Here is a 23,176-nt window from a genome sequence, read left to right as displayed (position 1 = left end):
GTCTTACGATGAACAAGAAAAATGCATGGATTTCACTTGTGCTTATACTCATTCTATCTTTGTTTGCTGCCGGATGCTCGAAAGCCAATTCGACGGAAACGCAGAATGCCAGCAACACATCCCCTAGTTCGACGACACCTGCCGCGAGCGGACAGGCTTCCGGGGAAGCGGCCAACTACGAGAACGGACTGCCTAAAGACGAAGAAGTGACGTTAAAGGTCGGCTTGCTCGAATCGGGCTATGGAAGGGAATGGTTCGATTATGCCGTTAAGCACTTCACAGAAAAATATCCGAACGTAAAATTCGATATTACGGCTTCTCCGAAGATCGGCGACCTCATCTCGACCAAGGCCTCGGCAGGCAACGACGACGATATGTTCGATTTGTTCTACGGCGCCACCTGGACGGAATACGTAAATGCCAACAAGCTGGAGCCGGTAACCGATATTTTTGAGATGTCACCGGACGACGCGCCGGGCCGGAAGCTGAACGATCTGATTATTCCTGGCTTCAACGATCCCGAGAAGTATTATAAAGACAATGCATGGGTGTTCCCGATCGCGAATTACATCGGCGGCATGTTCTTCGATCAGAAGCTGTTCGATGAGAACGGTTGGAACAAGAATCCAAAGACGTACGATGAATTTATTCAACTTTGCGAAGCGATCAAGAGCAAAGGCATTGATCCGATCGTGTATGCCGGCTTGTACAATTACGCGCAGTTCGCTTTCGATACGAAAATATTCGAAATTGCCGACGAGAACGGAAACAAGCAATTCCGCAACGATTTCGAGTATTTCAATGGTCCGCAGAACACTTCTCCGGAAAACATCGAGGTGTACAAACGACTGTACGACATGGGCAAGAAGGGGTATATCAGCAAGAAAAGCGTAGGCATGAACCATACGCAGTCGCAAATGCTCGTTCTTCAGCATAAAGCGGCCATGGTGCCATCGGGGGACTGGATCGAGAACGAGATGAAGGAATCCGCTCCGGACGATTTCCAATGGGGATACATGGCGGTTCCATTCACGAATAATCCGAACGGTCCGATCTATATCAACAACGGATTGAGCTATTCCTTCGAGATTTGGGCGGCCAAGCCGGAATTGAACAAGAAATGGGCGAAGCAGTTCCTTCTCTCGCTTTTGTCGAACGAAGTCCAGCAGCAATTGGTCGAGAAAGGCGGCGCGCTTCCGCTCCGCAAGGATTACTTGGATGTCCCGACGCGAGCGGACAATATGAAGCCGCTTCAGAAATCGATCGCCACGTACTTGAAGGAGAATCAAGTCGTGCTCGAGCTGAAAAATCGCAAGATCGAGCTCACGCATCCAGATTACGCAGCATCGCTCAAAGTCATTGTAGATAATATGGCTCTCGTGTTGACGGGGCAGGAACAACCGGAGCCGATCTTGCAGGACGCGGAGAAGCTGCTGCAGAACGCCATAAAGAACGACAAGAAAGCACAAAACAAAGAGTAGACGGATTACGAAGCGGTCGAAAGGCAGTCATCCGGACTGCCTTTCGACCGTGATATGCGGGGAGAGAAAACTATGCATCTCTTGAAAAGCGCACGGTTTCAAAAAGCGATATTTCTTTTCATTGTCGTGGCCCCGGCGTTCGCGGCCTATGTGTTATTCACGCTCTATCCGAATGCCCTCTCCATCTATTATTCCTTCTTGGATTGGGACGGCATAGGCGCCAAAACGTTCGTTGGATGGGACAATTATATCCGGTTGTTCCAGGATCCGTTCATCTTGCGGGCCTTGCAGCATAATCTGATTTTGCTCATTACGGTTATTCCCATTACCCTTACGATCTCGTTGGTATTGGCCGATCTTCTCGTTAACCGTTCATTCGCGGAAAATTCGTTTTATAAAGTCCTTTATTTTTTCCCGAACGTGCTGTCTCTCGTCGTCATCGCGCTCGTCTGGTCGTTCATCTACGACGGTACCTTTGGCTTGCTGAATGGACTGCTTCAAGTGTTCGGCCTTGGAAGGGAACATAACTGGCTAGGCAGTAAAAGCACGGCGCTGCTCTCCATGATTCCGTTATACGTATGGTGTTACGTCGGGTTTTACGTGGTCATATTCATGAATGCCATGCAAGGCATTCCTAAATCTTTGTACGAGTCCGCCACTTTGGACGGAATTACGCATATGCAACGGTTTACGAAGATTACGCTTCCTTTGTTGTCCGGCGTCATTCGAGTCGGAACGATCTTCCTGATGCTATCCGTGATCAAAGGTTTCGAATATATGTTCATCATGACCAAGGGAGGTCCCGGCGGTTCGACGGACGTTATCTCCCTGTATATGTTCAATCTTGCTTTCGGCGGTTTGAACCTCGGTCAGCATATTTACGGCTACGCATCCACGATCGGCATGATGATCTTCGTCCTGCTCGTCGGTTTGAAGCTGGTCGTAGACAAATTTTTTACCAAAGACAGCATCGAGTACTGAAAGGAGGGGTTCTATGAGAACCGGGGTCACTTCATGGCTATGGCGAATGGTGCTCTTCGTCTGGGCGCTAACCGTCCTGCTTCCGCTATTCTGGATTTTCTACCAATCTCTCAAAACGAATCAAGAGTTTTTCGCCGATATATGGGCCTTCCCCGAGCACCTGAAATGGAGCAATTACGAGAAGGCATGGACGCGGCTCGGTATAGGCCAATCGGTGATCAACACCCTTTATTATGTAGGGCTTAGTCTGCTCATTAGTCTGTTTGTCTCCACGGTGAACGCCTACGCCTTCACGCGAATCCAATGGAAGCTGAGGTCCTTGCTGTGGAGCGTCATCATGATTTCCTTGTTCCTGCCGGGCATCAACATTCTCGTATCCCAGTATACGTTAATGCGCGCAATGGATCTGACGGACAGCTTGAACGGACTGGTGCTCCTGGCCGGTCTGCCTGTCGGGGCGTTCGAACTGCTCCTGCTGGGGAGCTTCATGCGCTCCTTACCGAAGGAACTGGACGAAAGCGCGTTTATCGACGGGGCCACGTTATTTCAGGTTTTCCGCAAAATCATCTTGCCTCTGTCTATGCCGGGCATCGTCACGATCGGCATCTTCAAATTCGTGGGCTTATACAACGATTTCCTAGGCCCGTTCATTCTCATCAGCGATCCGGCCAAATATCCGATTAGCGTGAACATGTATAATGCCAACGCCATGATGGAATTCAAGGCGGATTGGGTGACGCTGCTCGCGGGTCTTGTCATCACGATCATACCTACCGTTATCGTGTACGTGTTGTTTCAGAGAAGAATCATAGAAGGCGCCACAATGGGCGGAGTCAAAGGTTAAATGGGAGCTTGGGAGGGAAACGCATGAGTAAAGTAGGGGTAATCGGGTACGGTCATCAAGTCAAGAGGCTTCTGAGTATGATGCAGGAGATGGATAGCAGCTGCCGAATTTCGGCGATAGCCGATGTTCGCCATCATGAAATCCGCGAACAGATGAAAGCGGACGGGGTCGACCCGTCAGGGATTTCATTTTACGAGAACGCGGATGACATGCTGAACGACGGGGAATTAGACGGTGTATTCGTCGGAACGCGCTGCTCCCTTCATACCTCCATGGCCTTAAAAGTGTTGCCAAGGCGAATTCCGCTTTACCTGGAGAAACCGGTCGCGACAACGATGGAGGACCTTGTGAAGCTAAGAGATGCGAACGCCTTATACGGCGGCAAAACGGTCGTGTCCTTCCCGCTGCGGGTTACGCATCACGTGCAGCTTGTGAAGGAAATCATCGATTCCGGAAAAATCGGAACGGTGGAGCATGTACAGGCCGTAAATAACGTGAACTACGGCAATATCTATTATCACGGGTGGTTCCGCGACGAGAAGGAGACGCAAGGCCTGTTCGTACAGAAAGCGACGCATGATTTCGATTATATCAATCATATTCTGGGGCTGAAGCCCGTGACCGTATGCGCGATGACATCGAAGCAAATTTTCAAAGGGAACAAGCGAGCTGGATTGCAGTGCAAGGACTGTGACGAGACGAGCACGTGTCCGGAAAGTCCGGAAAATCTTCGGAGACATGCCTTCGAGGAACCGCTTGGGCCTTACTGCTGCTTCGCGGAGGATACCGGCAACGAGGATTCGGGCAGTGCTTTAATCGCCTATGAGTCGGGCATGCACGTGTCTTATTCGCAAAATTTTTTCGTCAGAAAAAAAGCAGCCGCGAGAGGCGCCCGGTTTCTAGGTTACAAAGGGACGGTCGAATTCGATTGGGCCACGAACCGAATTCAAGTTTATATGCATCATACTCCTAGAGTCGAAACATACGAGATCGATAACGCGGCCACGGCAGTCGGTCATGCAGGGGGCGACTCCACGCTGCTCGAGAATTTTATCTCGCTCATGCAGGGGAAGACGCAAACTTCCGTGTCCATGCTGGAGGATGGCTTGAACAGCACGTTATTGTGCCTGAAAGCCAAGGAGTCCGCGGATACCGGAACCTTCCGCGAAGTCAGGTGGCCGGATTGAAGTTCGGCTGATCGGAGCGGGTCTTAGTCCGGGTCAGAAGTCGTATTCTTATGCTCGCTCCGCCAATGGGCGGGGCTTTTGCCGTATTTCTGCTTGAACAAGCGGCTGAAATAGTGAATGGTCTGAAAACCCGTGGCATGCGCGATATCCTGAATGCTCATATTGCTTTCCAGCAAATACTTCTCGGCAGCGTTCATTCGAAGGTTATTGAGAAATTGCAACGGGGCAACCCCTTTGCAGGCTTTGAACGTGCGGATCAGATAGGAGGAATTCAAATGGGCATACTCGCACAGCTTCTGCAGGGTGAAGTTCTCCCAGTAGCTGGATTCCATCCAACGGACGAGGATCTCGATGGTTTCCACCGTTGAAGCAATTCGTTTGACAGGCGGTTGACTCGTCTTTCCGTAGAGCTTTACATCAGGCTTGGCCACATGACGGATGAGAGCAAGGATGGCTTGGATGTCGTAATAACTGATTTGCCGGGTCAGATCGGGTTGCTTGCGCATCCACTCCGCCATCAGGATCTGGTGAAGCGCATGAATACGCTCATAGATCAATCGAACGGCAGGCAAGCTCCCGTCCGGATCTGCCTGAAGACGGTTCCAGTTCTCGCAGTCCGACGGGATTGGGAAGGTTTCGTTTGCGTCATCCTGAAGCTCCCAGTAGGTATAACGGTAAATCCGGGTTAGGAATTGCAAATGGTGGGAAGTATTCAAAGGGATAAGAATGACGGCGGGACCCATCATCGAATAGGTTACGTTGTTGATCGTAATTTTCAGGGTTCCTTCAATAATATAGAGCAATTCGTGATGCTGCGGGTGAAGACCGCCAATGATCGACTCCATGGGGAAGAGCGAAAGGTTATCCTGTACAGGCTGAGACGCCTCAAGAGAATTATCGTAACCGAAAGCGCGAACCTGCATGCGATCTCTCCCGTACTTCAAGATGATTGGCCGATCTGACAGGCTCATTTTAGCATGATACCGGGATTATAGTAAACGGATATCGCTTACAAGATCATCCATATGACAACCGGTTGACACATTGTATGTCAACCGGTTATCATAAAGGAGCAATAATAATGAATGCGCATTCATACGAATGCATATGAGGGGGAGAAGAATTTGAAATTGATGAAAAATACCGCTTTGGTTATTTGCTCGGCATTGTTGGCCACCTCGCTTGCGGCATGCTCCAAAAACAATTCGCCAAGCGCCTCCGCGGGACAAACGCAAGAAGCCGGGCAAACGCAGCCGGCGGCTAAGGAAGTCAAACTGACTTTCTTTAATACCTCCGCCGAAGTGAATTCCGTGTTCGAAGATCTTTTCAAAAAGTATCACGAGCTGAATCCGAACGTGACCATCGAATTGATACCGACGCCGATCGGCGGAGCGCAGCTCGAAAAGTTCCAATCTCTGCTTGCTTCCGGAAAACCTGCTAACATTGCCAACCTGGATCCCGGAACGATCCTGCAGTATAAAGACAAGTTCTTGAATTTGGATCCGGAGAAAGCCAAATATGAACAGCTGGCGAAACCCGGGGCTGTTGACGGGGCGCTGCTGGACGGCAAATTCCTCGGCATTCCATGGACGGCTCAAGGCTACGGCTTGCTCTATAACAAACGAGTCGTGGAGGAAGCGATCGGGGGAACCTTCGATCCGGGTATGGTGAAAACCCGCGATGATTTGGAAGCTTTGTTCAAGAAAGTCGAAGCGGCCGGAAAAGCGCCGGTCATGATTCATGGAGCCGATTGGTCTTTGGGCGCTCACTATTTGGGTCTGACTTATTCCTTGCAATCGAAAAACGTGGAAGACAATCGCAAGTTCGTGGAAGACCTGAAAAACGGTAAAGCTGCGCTGTCCGACAATCCGCAGTTCAACGGCCTGATGGATACGTTCGACTTGTTGAAGAAATACAATGCCAGAAAAAACGATCCTCTTGTCGCGGATTACAATAAAGACAGCGCCGACTTCGCTAAAGGCAACGCCGCGTTCTATTTCATGGGAGACTGGACATGGGCAGTCATCGGCACGCTGGAAGGACGGGATAAAGATTTCGGCATTCTTCCGGTTCCGATCAGCAACAATCCGGCCGATTTCGGCAACGCCCAAGTCGCTTACAGCGAACCGAAGCTGTTCGCGATCGATCAATCCGGATCTTCCCCTGAGCAACAAGCGGCCGCTAAGGCGTTCATCGAATGGCTGGTCTCTAGCGAGCAGGGTCAAGACGCGATCGTGACCAAAATGGGGCTGTCCTTGCCTTACAAGAACGTGAAAGCCAAAGGCACAAATATCATTTCCGATGCCGTAAGCAAATATGTGGATCAAGGGCAAGTCATTAATATCGGCGTCATCAACTATTTCCCTCAAGATTACTGGTCTAAGACTGGAGCTTCCATGCAAAAGTATTTAGTTGGAAAAGTTGATCGCAAAGGACTGGCGGACGAAGTCCAAAATTACTGGAAATCGTATGCCGGCAAATAATACTTCAATCGCAGGCTGAGAAAGACAGGTGCGAGGCCCTGCCTCGCACCGTCTTTTATTCACGGAACGCAAGGGGGCAGCATCGTGATCAAAAAAAGTTCAATCAAAAACGTCTGGACCTTTTTGCTTTTCGGAGGTCCGGCCACTTTCGCTTTTGCGGCCGTCGTCATTATTCCGCTTTTCGTCGGACTGTATTTGACCTTTACGAATTGGGATGTTCGAACCGCAGACAGCACCTTCGTCGGTTTTTCGAATTACGTTGAAGTATTCCGTGATTCTATTTTCTTCGATCAATTGTGGTTTACTCTCAAATACGTCTTTTTTACGGTGCTCATCGCCAATGCGGCGGCATTCTTCATCGCTTTGGCGCTGACTAGAGGGGGAAGAGGAGAGCAGTGGCTGCGGACGGGTTTTTTTACGCCGAACCTGATTGGCGGCATCGTTCTCGGGTATTTATGGCAAACGTTATTCTCGCAAGTTCTCCCTTATTTGGGGGACAAATACGGATGGAAATTGTTTGCGACGTCTTGGCTGACGGATACGAATAGCGCATTCTGGGCGCTGGTCATCGTAACGGCCTGGCAATTGATCGGTTATCTCATGATTATTTATATTGCCGGATTTGCGGGCGTTCCCAATGACGTGCTTGAAGCTGCCGGCATTGACGGCGCGAACGGCACCGCTATTCTACGAAAAATCATCCTGCCGCTTTCCATTCCGGCAATCGTCATTTGCATATTCATTTCCGTTTCCCGTTCTTTCTTGACTTACGATATTAACCTTGCGCTGACGAAAGGCGGACCGTTCAATTCGACCGAATTGGCCACTTACCATATCGTTCAAAAAGCATTTCTGTCTAACCAATACGGAGTCGGGCAAGCCGAAGCCGTCGTGCTGTTTGCCGTCGTAGCGATCATCGCGCTCACCCAATCCTACTTGCTCAAAAAACTGGAGGTTGAATCGTAATGAAGACGCGGCGATTCCTATCCCGGATGAAGTTCTCGTTCATGTTTTTGATGTTGTTCGCATTTTTGACTCCGTTTTTGCTGATCGTCATGAACTCGTTTAAATCCACGCAGCAGTTCGTCGAAAATCCTTTATCTCTTCCCGGAAGCTTCCGATTCGGGAACTACGCCAACGCGATCGACAAGATGGATTTCATGCACGGCTTTCTCAATTCCATGGTGATTACGGTCGTTTCGGTATTGCTGATCCTAGTATGTTCGTCGATGACGGGATATTTGTTCGTTCGTTATAAATGGAAGGCGAACGCCGTCATTTTCTTTGCCATGCTGGCGTCAATGGCGCTGCCCTTCCAAGTGCTCATGATTCCGCTGGTCATGCTGTACGGCCATATGGACTTGCTTAATATGAAAAAAACGCTTCTGTTCATGTACTTGGGTTTCGGCGTTCCTTTCGGCGTATTCACGTTTCATGGCTTTATTAAAGGCGTACCGTACGAGTTGGAGGAGTCGGCTTTTATCGAAGGCAGCTCCCAACTGCGAACTTTTTTCCAAATCGTGCTTCCATTGCTGAAACCGGTTTTCGTGACGCTCATCGTATTGGACGTCCTTTGGATTTGGAACGACTATTTGCTGCCGAGTCTCATCATGCTTTCGCCGGATCAGAAAACGCTGCCCCTCTCCACGTATAATTTCTTTTCTTCCTACTCGGTCGATTACGCGCCGCTTATGGCGGGATTAATCTTGACTGTTATTCCGGTTCTGGTCTTGTATCTTTTTCTCCAAAAACAAGTCATTAAAGGGATAACGGAAGGGGCATTGAAATAATCTTGTCGATCGAGGCTGAAAAAGTTTGCGGTAAAGCTTATAATGGGCTTAAAAACGCAAGGTGATCATCTATGCCGAAAATAGAAGACGTAGCCGAGAGGGCAGGCGTTTCCGTCACTACGGTTTCGCGCGTGCTCAATGACCGGGGTTATATCAGCCAGAAGACGCGGGACAAAGTATACCAGGTCATGAAAGAATTAAATTACCAGCCGAATGAAATGGCACGGGCTTTGTTTAGAAGAAAATCGAACATGATCGGTCTCATTATTCCTAACGTATCCCATCCTTTTTTCGGAAAGCTGGCGTATTACTTGGAGTATTATGCCGACCTGAAAGGATATAAATTGCTGCTTTGCAATTCGAATCGCGAGATTTCCAAAGAACGCGAATATATCGACATGTTGAAGAAGAATCAAGTGGACGCCATTATTATGGGCAGTGCCGTATTGGACGTAGAGCATTATCTGAATTTGAATTTGCCGATCGTTTCCTTCGATCGCAAGGTGGCGGACGAAATCCCGATCGTCACTTCCGATAATCTCATGGGAGGCAAGCTGGCCACGAAATTATTGATCGACAAAGGCTGCAAAAAACCGGTTTTCGTATACCGCGGAATCGGCGGCCCCCATCATCGTCAATTGTTGGCCGGCGGTAGAGAACAAGGATTCGACGAGGAGCTCACAAACGTCGGAATCGAACCCGTTCATTTTCATTTGGAGCCGACCGATGCCTCCGACATGGACGAAGATGGGGAAATCGTTCGTTTTCTTCGGGATCATCCGGATGTCGACGGTATTTTCGCCAGCAGCGACGTGATCGCGGCCGAAATCATTCAAGCCTGCCATCGGATGGGGAAGAATTTGCCGGCCGACATGAAAGTAATCGGCTATGACGACGTAGCAGTCGCGTCTTTAGTGTGGCCGCGTCTAAGCACGATCCGGCAGCCGATTCGAGAAATGAGCGAATATACGATCGAGTTGATCGCGAAGCAGATCGAAGGGGAAGAAGTGCCTATGATTCACTCTTTTCCCGTCACCCTTGTCGAGCGCGATTCGACATGAATAACGGAATGGCTGTTTCATTGCCGGGATCTTACGGCTGAGAGAGCCATGTCCATAATGTCAACCGGTTGATATAAATGAATGGAAACGGAATCGCGTCAGTCTGCAGGAGGCCTATGATGATCGTAACGATTAGGGATATTGCCGAGAAAGTAGGGGTTTCGGTAACGACCGTTTCCCGGGTATTGAACAACCGTGGATATTTAAGCGACGGCTTGAAGAAAAGGGTACACGAAGCGATGGAGGAGATGAACTACCAGCCTAACGAGGTGGCACGTTCGTTATCTCGAAAGAAATCCAATATTCTCGGTCTCATCATTCCGGATATTTCGCATCCGTTTTTCGCGCAAATGACGAAGCACATGGAGTACTATGCTTATAAGCATGGTTACAAGCTGATGCTTTGCAATTCTTTGCTCGATAAGAAAAAGGAAAAAGAGTACATCGACTTGCTCAGAGCCAGTCAAGTGGACGGAATCATCATGGGAAGCCATACGATGAGCGTCAAAGAATACTTGTCGATCAAGCTTCCTCTGGTGACGCTGGATCGGCAAATTTCCGAATCGATTCCCTATATATCATCCGATAATTACCGGGGCGGATCGCTTGCGACTCAACTCCTTCTAAGAAAAAACTGCAATAAAATCGCGTATTTAAGCGGGAACCTGCAGTTGAACATGCTGGCCAAACAAAGACACGACGCGTTCGTTCGGCAAGCGAAAGGCAAAGGCGTCGAATATATCGTCAAGCAAACCGATATGAACGGATTTCAATATAAGAAATACGAAAATTTGGTTCGGGAATTATTCCAAGAGCATCCCGATATCGACGGCGTATTCGCAAGCAGCGATATGCTGGCGCTGCAGGTGGTCCGAGAATGCCGGAGACTCGGCAAATCCGTACCCGACCAAGTAAAGGTCGTCGGTTACGACGGGATTCAAATCGGCGGAACGGAGGATTTGACGACGATCGCTCAGCCGATTAAGGAAATGGGCAGGCTGGCGGTACAGCATCTGCTTCAGCAAATCGCGGGCGAAGAGACGCCGCTAGAAACGATTCTTCCGGTCAAATTGCTGGAGAAAGGAACAACGTAGACAAAGTCCGAGTGTAGTAAATGGAGGTCATCATATGAATTTCTTACAAAGAGTTTCTCCCGAATTGTTACAAGGTTTAACGCGATTGCCGCCTCTTCGTTTGCCCGATGATCTGGAAACGGCGAGACAGTGGCCTATTCCGGCAACGGAGAAGTCCGAGCAAGTTAAAACGACCGAGCGTTATATTTCCGGCGCGGGCTCGAATGAAATGCTGATCAAGATTTACGAACCGCTCCATAGAGATGAAAAAAATCTTCCCGCGTTGCTTTGGATCCATGGCGGGGGATATGTGTTAGGTCATCCGCAGCACGACGACAATCTCTGCCAAAGCTTCGTCGAAGAAGCCGGCTGCGTCGTCGTTTCGCCGGATTACCGGCTCGCCCCCGAGCATCCCTATCCGGCTGCAATAGAAGATTGCTATGCTGCGTTAGTATGGATGGCAGGCGCGACCGAGGAATTGAGGATCGATTTATCCCGATTGGCGATCGGAGGAGCAAGCGCGGGAGGAGGATTGGCCGCGGCATTGGCTTTGATGGCCCGCGATCGGGGCGGCCCCGCGATTTGTTTCCAGATGCCGTTATATCCGATGATCGACGATCGAAATGCGACGCCGTCCAGCAATGAAATTACGAACCTTAAGGTGTGGAACAGCGCAAACAATGCGGCGGCATGGAAGATGTATTTGGGTGAGCATGCCGATGGCGACATTCCTTCGTACGCCGCGGCAAGCCGCGCGACGAATTTGGCCGGACTTCCTCCGGCTTACACTTGCGTAGGCGAGCTCGATCCGTTTCGCGACGAGACGATCGAATATGTCATGCGGCTCGCGCAAACCGGAGTCGATGTCGAATTCCAGCTTTATCCCGGAGGTTATCATGGCTTCGAGCACGTCGTTCCGACGGCGGAGATCAGCCGGCGCGCGAGATCGGGATACTTGAACGCTCTGGCTCGAGCATTTAACGGTTCGAATGGCGGGGAGGTCTAAACGTGTTCGAATTCAACGACAGAGTCATGTTCGAAGATAAACCGAATGACCTCTTGACGGTCGGGGAAATGCTCGTTGATATGATCTCGGACAATTATGGCGATGGTTACGAGAATAATGGATATACCCGTTTTTTTGGAGGATCTCCCTCCAACATTGCGATCAACGCCAACAAGCTCGGCATTCGGTCCCATATCGTTTCCGCCGTCGGCGAGGATAGCCTGGGGACGTTCTTGCTGAACCGCTTGAGAGAAGCCGGCATGGATACGGACGGGATTCAAACGACGCCCGATTCCACCAGCCTGGTCGTGGTCACCAAAAGCCAATCCACGCCCGTCCCGATTTTTTACCGGGGCGCGGACTACGGATTAACCTATAACGGATCGCTGGAACGAGCTTTGAACAATTCCAAGGCGGTTCACTTCTCGTGCTGGCCGATCTCGAAAGTCCCTGCACGCCACACGGTCGAACGGGTTATCGAAGAGGCAAGGCGGAATAAGATGCTCATCGGCTTCGATCCCAACTATCACCCCAAAATCTGGGAACGGGACGAAGACGGCGTCGCGTACGTTAAATCCGTTATTTCGAAAGTCGACATCGTCAAGCCGTCCGAAGACGACGCCGAGCGGCTGTTCGGGCCGGATTCGCACGCCAATCAAGTCGAGAAGTTTCTGGAGCTCGGCGCCAAATTGGTCATTATGACTTTAGGCAAGGACGGGGCTATCGTCTCCAACGGAAAGGAAACGGTCATCTTCGCCTCGCTGGCGACCGTGGTCGAGGACACGACAGGCGCCGGAGACGCGTTTTGGTCCGGCTTTTACGCGGCAGTCATCAAAGGGCATACCATCAAAGAAGCATTGGAGCTTGGATTTGCCGTCAGCGCGTTTAAGTTGAAATATACCGGCGCCGTCGTGGATTTACCGGAGCTCGAAGCAATCAAAAGACAATTCAACCTCTAGGAGGCTTCCGTATGACGGTGAAAAATCAAGTGCAGCTGATCACGTATCCCGATTCCATGGGGGGCAATTTGAAGGCGTTAAACGAAATGCTGCTGAAGCATTTTCCGGATATTTTCAAGGGGGGGATTCATATCCTTCCGCCGTTTCCTTCTTCCGGGGATCGCGGCTTCGCTCCGCTGACCTATCTGGAGATAGATCCGGGTTTCGGCTCCTGGGAAGATATCCGGGCGATCGGGGAAAACTTCGATATTCTAGTCGACTTGATGGTCAATCACATCTCCAGGCAGTCGCCGTATTTTCAGGACGTCCTTGCCAAGGGACGAAACTCCGCCTACGCCGATCTGTTTTTGACGCTGGATAAGCTTTGGGAAGACGGAAAGCCGATTCAAACGGATATCGATAAGATGTTTTTGCGCAGGCCGTTGCCTTATTCCGCCTATCCGCTTGAAGGCAGCGATGAGCAATTGGAGGTATGGACGACATTCGGCAAGACGGATCCTTCCGAACAAATCGATCTGGACATCGATTCGCCGCTGACAAAGAAGCTATTAACGGAGTATTTTACGCATTTCCGCAAGCAGAACGTGAAGATCGTCAGGTTGGATGCGGTCGGATACGTGATCAAAAAATTAGGGACAAGCTGTTTTTTCGTAGAACCGGACATTTATGCGTTTCTCGATTGGGTGAAGGAGCTGGCGGATTCTCTGGATATCGAGCTGCTGCCTGAAGTGCATGCGCATTACGCCACTCAGTTCAAGCTCGCGGAACACGGCTGCTGGATTTACGATTTCATTCTGCCCTACAGAGTGCTCGAAACTCTCGTCAACCGGTCCAGTCAGGAATTGCTTCGCTATTTGGCGGTTCGGCCGCCGAAGCAGTTTACGATGCTGGATTGCCATGACGGCATTCCCGTTAAGCCGGATTTGGATGACCTCATAGACACCAAGGAAGCAAGAAAGCTGGTCGATCTGTGCGTGGAAAGAGGCGCCAATCTCAGTTTGATTTTGTCGGAGGAGCATAAGGCGAAAGACGGCTTCGACGTTCACCAAATTCGATGCACTTATTACAGTGCCCTTAATTGCGACGATGACGCTTATTTGGCTGCGAGAGCGATCCAATTTTTCGTGCCGGGCATCCCTCAGGTTTATTACGTGGGGTTGCTTGCCGGCGAGAACGATTTCGATCGGGTCAAAGAAACGGGCGAAGGACGCGAAATTAACCGACGCAATTATACCGTAGAAGAAATCGAGCAATCGCTTGGAAAAGATGTCGTACGGCGTCTATTGAAGCTTATCCGTTTCCGAAATACGCACGACGCCTTCAACGGCGAGTTCAGCGTGCTTCCAACGGCGGACGATGAGGTCCGGCTGGCATGGAATAAGGGAGAAATCGGCTGCGAATTGCGCGTCGACCTGAACACCTATCAATCGACGATTCATTATGCGGATAATGTGGGCAGCGCAATCGACTACATCGTATAACGAAAGGTTGGGAGCCTTCCCGGATTGTTTATCCGAACATATTGTGGGGCAGGATGCTTGATGAAAGGAGGGGAGCCTCATGAAAACGAACAGCATCGTTTACAAATTTGCCGTTTCGCTGACGCTGATATTGGCGATCCTCCTTACCGTTCTGCTCGTAAGCAACATCTATTCGTTGGCAGTGGTTCGGCAGAACTCCTTGAACAGTTCCCGAAACACGCTTGCGATCTATGTCGAAAGCATTCATAACTATTTGAATATTTGCTCGAAAGACTTGTTAGAGGTGTTTGAAAACAACATCGATACGGCCACGGAATATTCCCATTTAAATGAGAGCGACCGGTATTTTAAATCGGCGCAATGGATGAATGCGTTAAAAGCCAAAACTTCCAACAACGATTCGAGCGACGGAATGTTCATCAAGCTCCCGGACGGCGGCATGCCTCTCGTACAATTCGGAAACCGCATCCCTTCAAACGAAAAATTGGCGCTCGCCGATTTCTTGAACAAGCAACCGTTCAAGCCCGATTCGTCCGCAAAGCTCGATGAGTGGACGAATTTCGATATTAACGGTTTCAACTATTTGTTCAAATATATAACGTATTCGGACATCAGCTTCGGAGTATTCGTTAAAGCGAATACGTTATTGTCGATCGTGAATAAGAAGGCTAATGACAGCCATTACTTCTTAAGCGATCAGGACGGACGCGTTCTGACTTCTACGAATGCGAGCATTCATGCAGGCTCGACGTTGGAGGAGTTGAGGGAACGATTTAAAGCAAGATCTCTCATTATATCGGAGCCTATTGCCGAATTCGGGCAGATGACGAATATGGTGGCGAAGCAAAGCGTTTTCTCGGGATTAAAGCTGATTCAATGGGTGATAATTTCTTTGGGCATCGTCTCCGTCATCGTCATTCCGTTCGTATTGAGATATTTGACGAGAGGCATCATCAATCCAGTTCTAGAGCTGGTGAAAGCGGCCAAAGAAGTGGAAAAAGGCCAATGGGAATACCAACTTCCTTCCGGCCGATATTCCATGGAGTTTACGAAGCTATTTCATTCTTTTCAATCCATGGTCCGCGAAATTACCGATTTGAAAATTCGAACCTATGAAGAAAAAATCGAGCGAAGCCGCACGGAATTGAAATATTTGCAAATGCAAATCAGACCCCATTTTTTTCTTAACGCGATTTCGACGATTTCCAGTTTAACGTACCAAAACAAGAACGAGGAAATCAGAAACTTGATTCAACTCTTATCCGTGCATTTAAGGTACATGTTTAAAGGGGAGCTTCTTTTAATCCCGATTCGCGAGGAAATCAAGCACGTGGAAAATTATATTCGAATGCAGGAAATCCGTTACCCCGACCAAATCTTTTACATGACGGATATCGATCCCGAAGCGGAGCAAACCGGCATCCCCCAATTTTTGATTCAGACTTTCGTCGAAAACGTCTTTAAGCATGCCATGATCTACGGAGAGATGCTTTCTATTTTCATAAGAGCAAGCCATGTCATGGAAGATAAGCGATGGGTCAAAATCGTCATTGAAGATAACGGGGAGGGGTTTCCGAAGAGAATGCCGGAAACCTTCGAGCGATCGGAATCGGACTGGCCCGACGAAAACGGCAATAAAGTCGGAATCGCGAATATTCGCAGAACGCTTCAGTTATTGTATAAAAGAAACGACCTCTTGAAGCTATCGAACGCCGAGCCTTCCGGGGCCAGGGTCGAAATTCGGCTGCCGTTTCGGGATGTTGACATAAACGCTCCAGGGGGGGATTCGGATGCGCTGCCTGCTGATCGATGACGATATACCTACCGTCGAGGCTCTTCGGGATATTATGGATTGGTCCGAATACGGAATCACGCAACTGATGACGGCGCATAACATCCAAGACGCGAAGGCATTATTCGACGCCGAAGTTCCCGATCTTGTCATTTGCGATATTGAAATGCCCCGAGGCTCCGGCATCGACATGATCAAATGGGTCCGCGAGAACGGTTACGATTGCGCCTTCATTTTCTTTACCTGTCATGAGAGCTTCGATTTCGCTTCCACCGCCATCTCGTACAACGCCGATTCGTACCTGATCAAACCGCTGGACAAACAAAGACTGGAGCCGGTTCTGTACAAGGCGATCGAATCGCTGAAACGGAAACGGACGCTCGGGGAATACAGCAAGCTGGGCCTGACCTGGCTGAAAAATAAAGATTTGGTCGAGAAAAGCTTCTGGAGAGACGTGTTGACCGCAACGATCTCGCCGAGAATGGATCTGATCCAAGGCGAAATCCGCAAAAGGGATCTGTCGCTTTCGGTAGACGGCAAATATATTTTATTTCTTGCGGTCGTAGCCAAGTCGGAGATCGAAGGCGAATGGGAGGATAGCACGTTTCATTACGCGCTATGCAATCTGAGCTCGGAAGTCCTGTTCGGGGGCCCGAACCATGACCGGGTCATTCCCTATCAAGCGGATGATCGGTTTTATGTTGCGATCGTATTGGATGGCGGGATCGTCATGGACAAGCTAAAGTCGGAAGGCGAGCGTCTCATTCGATTGTGCAAACAATTCTTGAAATGCGTAGTCACGTGTTATATCGGCGAGGAAGCGGCAATCACGGAGATTGCGCAAACGAAAACGGAATTGGAAAAACGGGACGCATTGAACATCATATTCAGGGGAAACATACATTTTCAGAAGGATCGATTGCAGTACGATACGAAAGACCGTTATTCGCTTGATACTGAACTGTTTACGACGCTGTTCGTGCAGAAGGAAAAAGTTCAGATCGTCAACCGGTTAAAAAAAGAACTCGAGACGCTTGCCCTTCAAAACAAACTGGATCCGATGACCTTTCATTCGATCCGAGAAGATTTCCTTCAAGTTGTTTACGCGTTCCTTACCCGAAACAATATTCAAGCGCATCGTCTCTTCGCCGAAGACATCGCCCAACGGATGTATCAGAAGTCGGAAAACAGCGTCTTCGACTTCATGAAGTGGGCTCATTTCATTACGGAGAAAACGATAGAGACCCTTAAAGAAGCGTTGCAGTCCGAAGGGGTCGTCGAGAAGGTAAAGCGGTTCATCCAAGAAAATTACAATCGTGATCTGACTCGCGATGACGTCGCTTCGAACGTCTACTTGACTCCGGATTATTTAGCTAAAGCGTTCAAGAACGAAACGGGAATGACCATTAAGGAATATTTGAACGAACACCGGATCAAGATGGCCAAGGGGATGTTGATCGGAAGCAATGCCAGCATCAGTCTTATTGCGACGGAAACCGGCTTCGATAACCTTTCCTATTTTTCCACCGTATTCAAGAAGCTGACGGGGGAAACGCCGAATTCTTATCGAGCGAAGCACCAATCGGTGACATAGAACCGGGCAGCCCAACCGAACATCGGATGGGACTGCTCTTTTTTTTGAAAAAACACTTCGTTTTTTTAAAAGTCGGCGTCCGGTCCGAATGATTAAAATGAAGACGTATCAAAGGAGAACAGGGGGAAAACGAAACATGGAAAGAAAAAAAGGCTTAACCTTGATGCTAGCAACTATGGTAGCGTGCGGATCGATCTTGTCCGCATGCGGCAACGACGCGGCGGAATCGCCGGCGAATTCGCAAGGCGCCGCCAAAGGCTCGAACGCAAAAGTCGAAAAAATCGTATTCGCGCTGGCATCGTTTAATCGAATTCCGGACGACCTGAAAAAAGTGACGGATGCCATCAATAAAATCACGATCCCCAAAATCGGCGTAGAAGTGGATTATAAGCTTTACGGCCCGGCAGACTACGTGCAAAAGGTCAATTTGGCGCTCCAAAGCGGCGAACAGATGGATGTGTTCACGACGCTCGGACAACTTCCAAGCTACGCATCGAAAAATCAGCTTTATCCGTTGGAAGATCTGATTCCCAAGTACGGTAAAGAAATGACCGCCATTCTGGAGAAAGACTTCGGTCCCGACCTGTTGAAATCGACGACCTTGGGCGGTCATATATACGGAATCCCCGTGAACAAGGGGATGTCCATTCCAACCAATTTTGTTTATAACGCCGATATGCTGAAAGACGCCGGCTTAAGCGCAGACAACATTCGATCGGTTGAAGATCTGCCCGCGGTCTTCGATGCGGTCAAGAAGAAGTACCCGGACGTTGTTCCGTTTGGCCCCATTAACGTCAATCCGAGCGATACGGGGCTGCCCCTCTTGCTAAAAGGAGCGAGTCAGGTCGACTTCTTGTCGGACACGACCGGCGTCGGGGTCGTCATCGGCAATGAGGGCAAGGTCCGGAACTTCTATGAAACGGACGTATTCAAGAACGGCGTCAAAATGATGAGGGACTGGTATAACAAAGGCTATTTGCAGAAGGATGCGGCAACGGCGTCCATCGGATTTCCCGATGTGGTCGCTTCCGGACGCGGCTTCTCCTTTATGGGCGGTTACGGCGGCATGGAGGCGGCGAAGACGCTTAGCGCCCAATTGGGCAAGCACATCGAGATGAAACGGATCGCGCCTTATTATTTCGAAACGGGGGCTGTCAGTTTGGTCAGCTGGATGGTTTCCAGCACGTCTAAAGCGCCCGAAGCGGCCGTCAAGTTCCTGAATCTCCTCTACTCCGATCCGGCTCTGATCAACACGATTCTGTACGGGATCGAAGGGGAGGATTACGTCAAGGTGGACGAGCATCACGTGAAATTCCCCGACGGCAAAGATGCAACGACCGTTCCGTACACCGCCATGTTGAGCACGGGAATGGTGGGCTCCGAATCGCTGCAATATCAGCTCGAAGGAGTCAATTGGTCGGACGTTGAATTGAAGCTGAAAGAAAACAAAGAAACCGCAAGATCGCCTTATTTCGGCTTTATGTTCGACCAAAGCAAAGCGAAAGCGGAAATGAGCGCGGTGACCAACGTCGTGAATCAATATTTGCCTGGTCTCGTGTGCGGATCTCTTGATCCCGAGACGACAATTCCGAAATTCGTGAAGGCGCTGAACGATGCGGGCGCTCAGACGATCATCCGGCAAAAGCAGGAGCAGCTGGATCAGTGGATCGCATCGCAGGGCAAATAAACGGAAATAGCGATTGCGGAGTGGAGCCTTTCGTAGGCTCCGCTTCGCATCATGGAGGAGAATTCCGGAATGACAACCATGAGAACGAAATCGACAGGGCTGAAGAAGACGCTTCCGCTTATTCTATTGGCCGCTCCGGGTTTGCTGTATTTTCTTGTTAACAGCTATTTTCCCATGATCGGCGTATTTATCGCTTTCAAGGACGTGAATTACGCCAAAGGCATTTTCCGAAGCGATTGGATTGGGTTCGACAACTTCAAGTTCCTTTTCCAAACGAGCGATGCATGGATCATGACCCGAAACACCTTATTTTATAACGTGGCCTTCATCGTGCTCGGAACGATCTTCTCGATCATGATCGCCATTTTCATGTCGGAATTGCTGAACAAAGCGTACTCCAAATTGTATCAGTCGGGCTTGGTGCTGCCGAACTTGATCTCGATGGTCGTGCTTTCGTTTCTCGTGTTCGCGTTTCTCAACGCGGACAGCGGGTTCGTCAACCACTCTATCCTGCGTCCGCTAGGTCTTCCGGAGATCAACTGGTATTCGGAAGCCAAATATTGGCCTTATCTGCTCGTAATTATTCAAATGTGGAAGTCGGCAGGGTATGGTTCCATTGTCTATTTCGCATTTATCGCAGGAATCGATAAGAGCATTTACGAAGCCGCGAAGATCGACGGGGCGGGCAAGCTGAAGCAAATTCGGATGATCACGCTTCCGCTTCTGAAGCCTACAATCGTGATCCTTGGGCTGATGTCTATCGGCAGAATATTCAATTCGGACTTCGGTCTGTTCTATCAAGTTCCCATGAATGCGGGTGCTTTATACAGTACGACCCAAACGATCGACACCTATGTATATCGCGCTCTGATGCAGGTGAACGACATCGGCATGTCCGCCGCGGCCGGATTGTATCAGTCGCTGGTCGGACTCGTGCTTGTCATGCTTGCGAACGCGATCGTCAAAAAGGTCAACTCGGACAATGCTTTGTTTTAGGAGGAAACGCCATGTTACAAACTAGAGGGGAACGAGCGTTTACCGTTTTTTCCGCGGTCGTCATGGGTGGGGTGACCCTGCTTGCTTTTATACCCTTCATCCTCATCTTTGCTGCTTCTTTTACCGACGAAACCGCCTTGATTCGAGACGGTTACGCCTTTGTTCCGAAAAAGCTGAGCCTTGACGCTTATGTCTACATGGTATCGTCTGCTGCCACTTTCCTCAGGGCCTATGGCGTTTCTTTCCTCGTCACTGCATTGGGGACGGGGATCGGCTTGTTGATTACGAGCATGCTTGCTTATCCGATGTCCAGAAAAGATTTCAAGTATCATAACGTATTGGCCTTTTTCGTCTTCTTCACTTTGCTGTTTAGCGGAGGAATCGTTCCTTCCTATATTTTGTGGACCAAATATTTGCATGTAAAGGATACGCTGGCGGCATTAATCGTGCCCAATTTGCTGACGAACGGCTTTCATGTTTTGTTGATCAGGAATTATTACAAGAACAACGTGCCCGTAGACCTGATCGAATCCGCTCAAATCGACGGAGCTTCGGAGCTGCGGACATTCTTCCGGATCATGCTGCCTCTTTCCGTACCGGTCTTGGCGACAGTCGGTCTGTTCATGGGACTCGCCTATTGGAACGATTGGATCAATGCGCTTTATTTCATCACTAAGCCCCAGTATTACGGGATTCAGAACATTCTGATCCGATTGATGAACAACATTCAATTTCTGAAGACAAGCCAGGCAAGCAGCATTCTCGGAGCAAACGCCGTAGAGCTTCCAAGCACGGCCATTCGAATGGCCATGGCGGTTGTGGGGATTCTTCCGATCCTGTTCGTGCTGCCGTTTCTCCAGAAGTATTTGACCAAAGGGGTCGTGATCGGCGCGGTTAAAGGTTAATCGAAAATGAATGGGAGGATGACAAAAATGAAGGTTCAAGAAGTAATCGATAAGGTTTTGCTGGACGCTTGCGGCGGGAAGAAGCTGGAAAAAACGTGCGACGTACTCGCAAGCGGCGACCCGGAAATGCAAGTCACGGGGATCGTCACGACTTTCATGGCAACCGTCGATGTGATCAAGGAAGCGATCGCGATCGGGGCGAACATGATCATTACGCACGAGCCTACTTATTTTACCGGGCTCGACGAGTTGGAGTGGCTGCAACAGGATCCCGTCTACTTGGCCAAGCGGAAGTTGATCGAAGAGCACCGGATTGCCATTTGGCGATTCCATGACCATATGCATTTGGCCCATACGGATCGGATCTATGACGGATTTATCAAGGAAATGGGTTGGGAGAATGAACTGATTGATAAAAGCTCTCCCTGGGCATACGAAATCGAGAAGACGACGTTAAGGGAACTGGCCGAATTATTCAAACGGAAAATAGCCATGGACGTCGTTCGGATTGTCGGCAATCCGGATATGCCGTGTTCCCGAATCGGGGTTCTGGTCGGCGGAGGGAGCTTAGGGTTGGGCAGAGAGCAAATGCCGATGGAATTGATGAACGACAAGAATCTGGACGTCATGGTTTGCGGAGAAATTACCGAATGGACATTATGCGCCTATGTCAATGACGCTGCCATGCTGGGGATGAATAAAGCGATGCTGATCATCGGCCATGAGCGCAGCGAAGAATGGGGAATGAAACACATGGCGGGTTGGCTTCGGCCGCTGGTCGGCGACATCGCGGTCGCTTTCGTCGATGCGAGGGAGCCGTTCCGTTACCTTTAAGAACAATGCCTTAGACCAATGGCTGAAACTGCAGAGTTTCAGCCGTTTTCTTGTAGATGAGGAATCCTGCACGAAATCGCGAGGGGCTAACCCCATATTTTTGCTTGAACACGCGACTGAAATAATAAACGCTTGCGAAGCCTGATCGAAAGGCGATTTCACCCATCGTCAGGTTCGTCCGGGTCAAATCTTCGACGGCTTTGGTCAGCCGGATTTCAGTCAGTCGTTCTACGATCGTCAGGCCCGTGCGGCGCTTGTATTCTCTAGCTAAATGTCCATAGCTCAAGTGCAGCGAAGCGGCCAACTGCTTCACGTCGAGTTCGCGATCTTGCAGATCGTTCAGGAAGATATCGACCTTTCGGACAAGACGATCGACTGTTGCCTCGTCCCCATAGCCTGCAACAGGGATTTCCGACAATGATTCCGCCAACTTCAACAGGAAGCGAAGGAATGACGTTTGCACAAAAATCGCCTGTTCGCCGGCTTCCGACTCTGCCAGCAGATGTTCAAGCATGGCCGCGATTCCTACGACATCCTTCATGGGAACAGGGGTGCCGACGGAAAGCTGATTAAGCTTGTCGTACAATGAAACTTGGTCGATACCTTCTTCAGAGGCGAGCGTATTCCGCTTTAATCGCCAACGAAGGCATAAACCCTCGTGAGGAGATACGGCGTCGTATTCGTGCGAGTGCAAGCAGCCAGGCGGAATGAGAATATAGTCTCCCGCGTTTATGTTATGCATGTTTCCATCTTCGAACGCAGTTCGCATGCTTCCCTCCGCCACATAATTGAATTCAAACCAATCATGCGAATGAGGAGGGCAGAGAGAAGCTCCCAAAGCATTTTCGAACATAATGTCGATCCATTCGATAACGACGTCATTTAGTTTGATGTTGCGGCAAGCGTGATGAGTTAAAAATCGGGTCTGGGCTTTCAGTTCAAGCATTCTCATGTTGGTTCCTCCATCCTCCAACCTAAGGGATATGATTATAATATCATTTTTGTGCAAATAGTCGTTACTC

The 23,176-nt window shown here is 49.7% G+C and carries 20 protein-coding genes; 18 read left to right on the top strand and 2 right to left on the bottom strand.

What is annotated here, in order from left to right:
- The first annotated feature begins 8 nt into the window (after nt 1–8).
- The 4 genes from ACFPOF_RS30970 (at nt 9) to ACFPOF_RS30955 (ending at nt 4,493) form a co-directional block, all read left to right on the top strand.
- Nucleotides 9–1,481: an extracellular solute-binding protein gene (locus tag ACFPOF_RS30970; protein WP_378139593.1), complete on the top strand. Its 1,473-nt coding sequence runs from the start codon at nt 9–11 to the stop codon at nt 1,479–1,481.
- A 72-nt stretch (nt 1,482–1,553) separates the two neighbouring features.
- Nucleotides 1,554–2,462 carry a carbohydrate ABC transporter permease gene (locus tag ACFPOF_RS30965; protein WP_378139591.1) on the top strand — a complete coding sequence of 303 codons (909 nt, stop codon included), beginning with the start codon at nt 1,554–1,556 and terminating at the stop codon, nt 2,460–2,462.
- Between the two features lie 13 nt (nt 2,463–2,475).
- Nucleotides 2,476–3,306: a carbohydrate ABC transporter permease gene (locus ACFPOF_RS30960; RefSeq protein WP_378139589.1), complete on the top strand. Its 831-nt coding sequence runs from the start codon at nt 2,476–2,478 to the stop codon at nt 3,304–3,306.
- Nucleotides 3,307–3,329: 23 nt separating this feature from the next.
- Nucleotides 3,330–4,493 (top strand): Gfo/Idh/MocA family protein, encoded by a 1,164-nt coding sequence (locus ACFPOF_RS30955; RefSeq protein WP_378139587.1) that lies wholly within the window; start codon nt 3,330–3,332, stop codon nt 4,491–4,493.
- A gap of 23 nt (nt 4,494–4,516) precedes the next feature.
- Here ACFPOF_RS30955 and ACFPOF_RS30950 read toward each other — a convergent pair whose 3' ends face one another.
- On the bottom strand, nt 4,517–5,416 hold the full coding sequence (locus tag ACFPOF_RS30950) for an AraC family transcriptional regulator (protein WP_378139585.1): 900 nt from the start codon (nt 5,414–5,416) through the stop codon (nt 4,517–4,519).
- A gap of 210 nt (nt 5,417–5,626) precedes the next feature.
- Here ACFPOF_RS30950 and ACFPOF_RS30945 point away from each other — a divergent pair, with 210 nt between their 5' ends.
- The 14 genes from ACFPOF_RS30945 to ACFPOF_RS30880 all read left to right on the top strand — a co-directional run bounded on the left by ACFPOF_RS30945 (nt 5,627) and on the right by ACFPOF_RS30880 (nt 22,154).
- Nucleotides 5,627–6,976: an ABC transporter substrate-binding protein gene (locus ACFPOF_RS30945; RefSeq protein WP_378140459.1), complete on the top strand. Its 1,350-nt coding sequence runs from the start codon at nt 5,627–5,629 to the stop codon at nt 6,974–6,976.
- A gap of 81 nt (nt 6,977–7,057) precedes the next feature.
- Complete coding sequence (locus ACFPOF_RS30940) at nt 7,058–7,942, top strand: carbohydrate ABC transporter permease (RefSeq protein ID WP_378140457.1); 885 nt, start codon at nt 7,058–7,060, stop codon at nt 7,940–7,942.
- Nucleotides 7,942–8,766 carry a carbohydrate ABC transporter permease gene (locus tag ACFPOF_RS30935; RefSeq protein WP_378139583.1) on the top strand — a complete coding sequence of 275 codons (825 nt, stop codon included), beginning with the start codon at nt 7,942–7,944 and terminating at the stop codon, nt 8,764–8,766. The genes ACFPOF_RS30940 and ACFPOF_RS30935 overlap by 1 nt, the downstream gene beginning before the upstream one ends.
- Before the next feature lie 71 nt (nt 8,767–8,837).
- Nucleotides 8,838–9,827, top strand: coding sequence for a LacI family DNA-binding transcriptional regulator (locus tag ACFPOF_RS30930; protein ID WP_378139581.1), 990 nt, complete (start codon nt 8,838–8,840; stop codon nt 9,825–9,827).
- Nucleotides 9,828–9,946: 119 nt separating this feature from the next.
- On the top strand, nt 9,947–10,921 hold the full coding sequence (locus ACFPOF_RS30925; protein ID WP_378139579.1) for a LacI family DNA-binding transcriptional regulator: 975 nt from the start codon (nt 9,947–9,949) through the stop codon (nt 10,919–10,921).
- A gap of 34 nt (nt 10,922–10,955) precedes the next feature.
- Nucleotides 10,956–11,906: an alpha/beta hydrolase gene (locus tag ACFPOF_RS30920; protein WP_378139577.1), complete on the top strand. Its 951-nt coding sequence runs from the start codon at nt 10,956–10,958 to the stop codon at nt 11,904–11,906.
- A 2-nt stretch (nt 11,907–11,908) separates the two neighbouring features.
- Complete coding sequence (locus tag ACFPOF_RS30915; RefSeq protein ID WP_378139575.1) at nt 11,909–12,865, top strand: carbohydrate kinase family protein; 957 nt, start codon at nt 11,909–11,911, stop codon at nt 12,863–12,865.
- Nucleotides 12,866–12,876: 11 nt separating this feature from the next.
- Nucleotides 12,877–14,346, top strand: coding sequence for a sucrose phosphorylase (gtfA, locus tag ACFPOF_RS30910; protein WP_378139573.1), 1,470 nt, complete (start codon nt 12,877–12,879; stop codon nt 14,344–14,346).
- Between the two features lie 79 nt (nt 14,347–14,425).
- Nucleotides 14,426–16,159 (top strand): sensor histidine kinase, encoded by a 1,734-nt coding sequence (locus ACFPOF_RS30905; RefSeq protein ID WP_378139571.1) that lies wholly within the window; start codon nt 14,426–14,428, stop codon nt 16,157–16,159.
- Complete coding sequence (locus ACFPOF_RS30900; protein ID WP_378139569.1) at nt 16,137–17,732, top strand: helix-turn-helix domain-containing protein; 1,596 nt, start codon at nt 16,137–16,139, stop codon at nt 17,730–17,732. The genes ACFPOF_RS30905 and ACFPOF_RS30900 overlap by 23 nt, the downstream gene beginning before the upstream one ends.
- 136 nt (nt 17,733–17,868) lie before the next feature.
- The gene (locus ACFPOF_RS30895) at nt 17,869–19,419 is read left to right on the top strand and encodes an ABC transporter substrate-binding protein (RefSeq protein ID WP_378139567.1); all 1,551 of its coding nucleotides are present in this window, start codon (nt 17,869–17,871) and stop codon (nt 19,417–19,419) included.
- Nucleotides 19,420–19,488: 69 nt separating this feature from the next.
- Nucleotides 19,489–20,415 carry an ABC transporter permease gene (locus tag ACFPOF_RS30890; protein ID WP_378139565.1) on the top strand — a complete coding sequence of 309 codons (927 nt, stop codon included), beginning with the start codon at nt 19,489–19,491 and terminating at the stop codon, nt 20,413–20,415.
- 11 nt (nt 20,416–20,426) lie between these two features.
- Nucleotides 20,427–21,320 (top strand): carbohydrate ABC transporter permease, encoded by an 894-nt coding sequence (locus ACFPOF_RS30885; protein WP_378139563.1) that lies wholly within the window; start codon nt 20,427–20,429, stop codon nt 21,318–21,320.
- 27 nt (nt 21,321–21,347) lie between these two features.
- Complete coding sequence (locus ACFPOF_RS30880; RefSeq protein ID WP_378139561.1) at nt 21,348–22,154, top strand: Nif3-like dinuclear metal center hexameric protein; 807 nt, start codon at nt 21,348–21,350, stop codon at nt 22,152–22,154.
- A 10-nt stretch (nt 22,155–22,164) separates the two neighbouring features.
- Here the strand turns inward: ACFPOF_RS30880 and ACFPOF_RS30875 are convergent, their stop codons facing one another.
- Nucleotides 22,165–23,106: a helix-turn-helix transcriptional regulator gene (locus tag ACFPOF_RS30875; protein ID WP_378139559.1), complete on the bottom strand. Its 942-nt coding sequence runs from the start codon at nt 23,104–23,106 to the stop codon at nt 22,165–22,167.
- Between the last annotated feature and the right edge of the window lie 70 nt (nt 23,107–23,176).

Source organism: Cohnella soli (genome assembly GCF_042655525.1).
Classification (GTDB): Bacteria; Bacillota; Bacilli; order Paenibacillales; family Paenibacillaceae; genus Cohnella; species Cohnella soli.
The sequence above is the reverse complement of the archived record's forward strand: the minus strand, read 5'-3'. Positions and strand labels throughout refer to the sequence as shown.

Coding starts and splice junctions, on each gene's coding strand:
- ACFPOF_RS30970 (WP_378139593.1), top strand. CDS start 9: ATGAACAAGAAAAATGCATGGATTTCACTTGTGCTTATACTCATTCTA.
- ACFPOF_RS30965 (WP_378139591.1), top strand. CDS start 1,554: ATGCATCTCTTGAAAAGCGCACGGTTTCAAAAAGCGATATTTCTTTTC.
- ACFPOF_RS30960 (WP_378139589.1), top strand. CDS start 2,476: ATGAGAACCGGGGTCACTTCATGGCTATGGCGAATGGTGCTCTTCGTC.
- ACFPOF_RS30955 (WP_378139587.1), top strand. CDS start 3,330: ATGAGTAAAGTAGGGGTAATCGGGTACGGTCATCAAGTCAAGAGGCTT.
- ACFPOF_RS30950 (WP_378139585.1), bottom strand. CDS start 5,416: ATGCAGGTTCGCGCTTTCGGTTACGATAATTCTCTTGAGGCGTCTCAG.
- ACFPOF_RS30945 (WP_378140459.1), top strand. CDS start 5,627: ATGAAAAATACCGCTTTGGTTATTTGCTCGGCATTGTTGGCCACCTCG.
- ACFPOF_RS30935 (WP_378139583.1), top strand. CDS start 7,942: ATGAAGACGCGGCGATTCCTATCCCGGATGAAGTTCTCGTTCATGTTT.
- ACFPOF_RS30930 (WP_378139581.1), top strand. CDS start 8,838: ATGCCGAAAATAGAAGACGTAGCCGAGAGGGCAGGCGTTTCCGTCACT.
- ACFPOF_RS30925 (WP_378139579.1), top strand. CDS start 9,947: ATGATCGTAACGATTAGGGATATTGCCGAGAAAGTAGGGGTTTCGGTA.
- ACFPOF_RS30920 (WP_378139577.1), top strand. CDS start 10,956: ATGAATTTCTTACAAAGAGTTTCTCCCGAATTGTTACAAGGTTTAACG.
- gtfA (WP_378139573.1), top strand. CDS start 12,877: ATGACGGTGAAAAATCAAGTGCAGCTGATCACGTATCCCGATTCCATG.
- ACFPOF_RS30905 (WP_378139571.1), top strand. CDS start 14,426: ATGAAAACGAACAGCATCGTTTACAAATTTGCCGTTTCGCTGACGCTG.
- ACFPOF_RS30900 (WP_378139569.1), top strand. CDS start 16,137: ATGCGCTGCCTGCTGATCGATGACGATATACCTACCGTCGAGGCTCTT.
- ACFPOF_RS30895 (WP_378139567.1), top strand. CDS start 17,869: ATGGAAAGAAAAAAAGGCTTAACCTTGATGCTAGCAACTATGGTAGCG.
- ACFPOF_RS30890 (WP_378139565.1), top strand. CDS start 19,489: ATGACAACCATGAGAACGAAATCGACAGGGCTGAAGAAGACGCTTCCG.
- ACFPOF_RS30885 (WP_378139563.1), top strand. CDS start 20,427: ATGTTACAAACTAGAGGGGAACGAGCGTTTACCGTTTTTTCCGCGGTC.
- ACFPOF_RS30880 (WP_378139561.1), top strand. CDS start 21,348: ATGAAGGTTCAAGAAGTAATCGATAAGGTTTTGCTGGACGCTTGCGGC.
- ACFPOF_RS30875 (WP_378139559.1), bottom strand. CDS start 23,106: ATGAGAATGCTTGAACTGAAAGCCCAGACCCGATTTTTAACTCATCAC.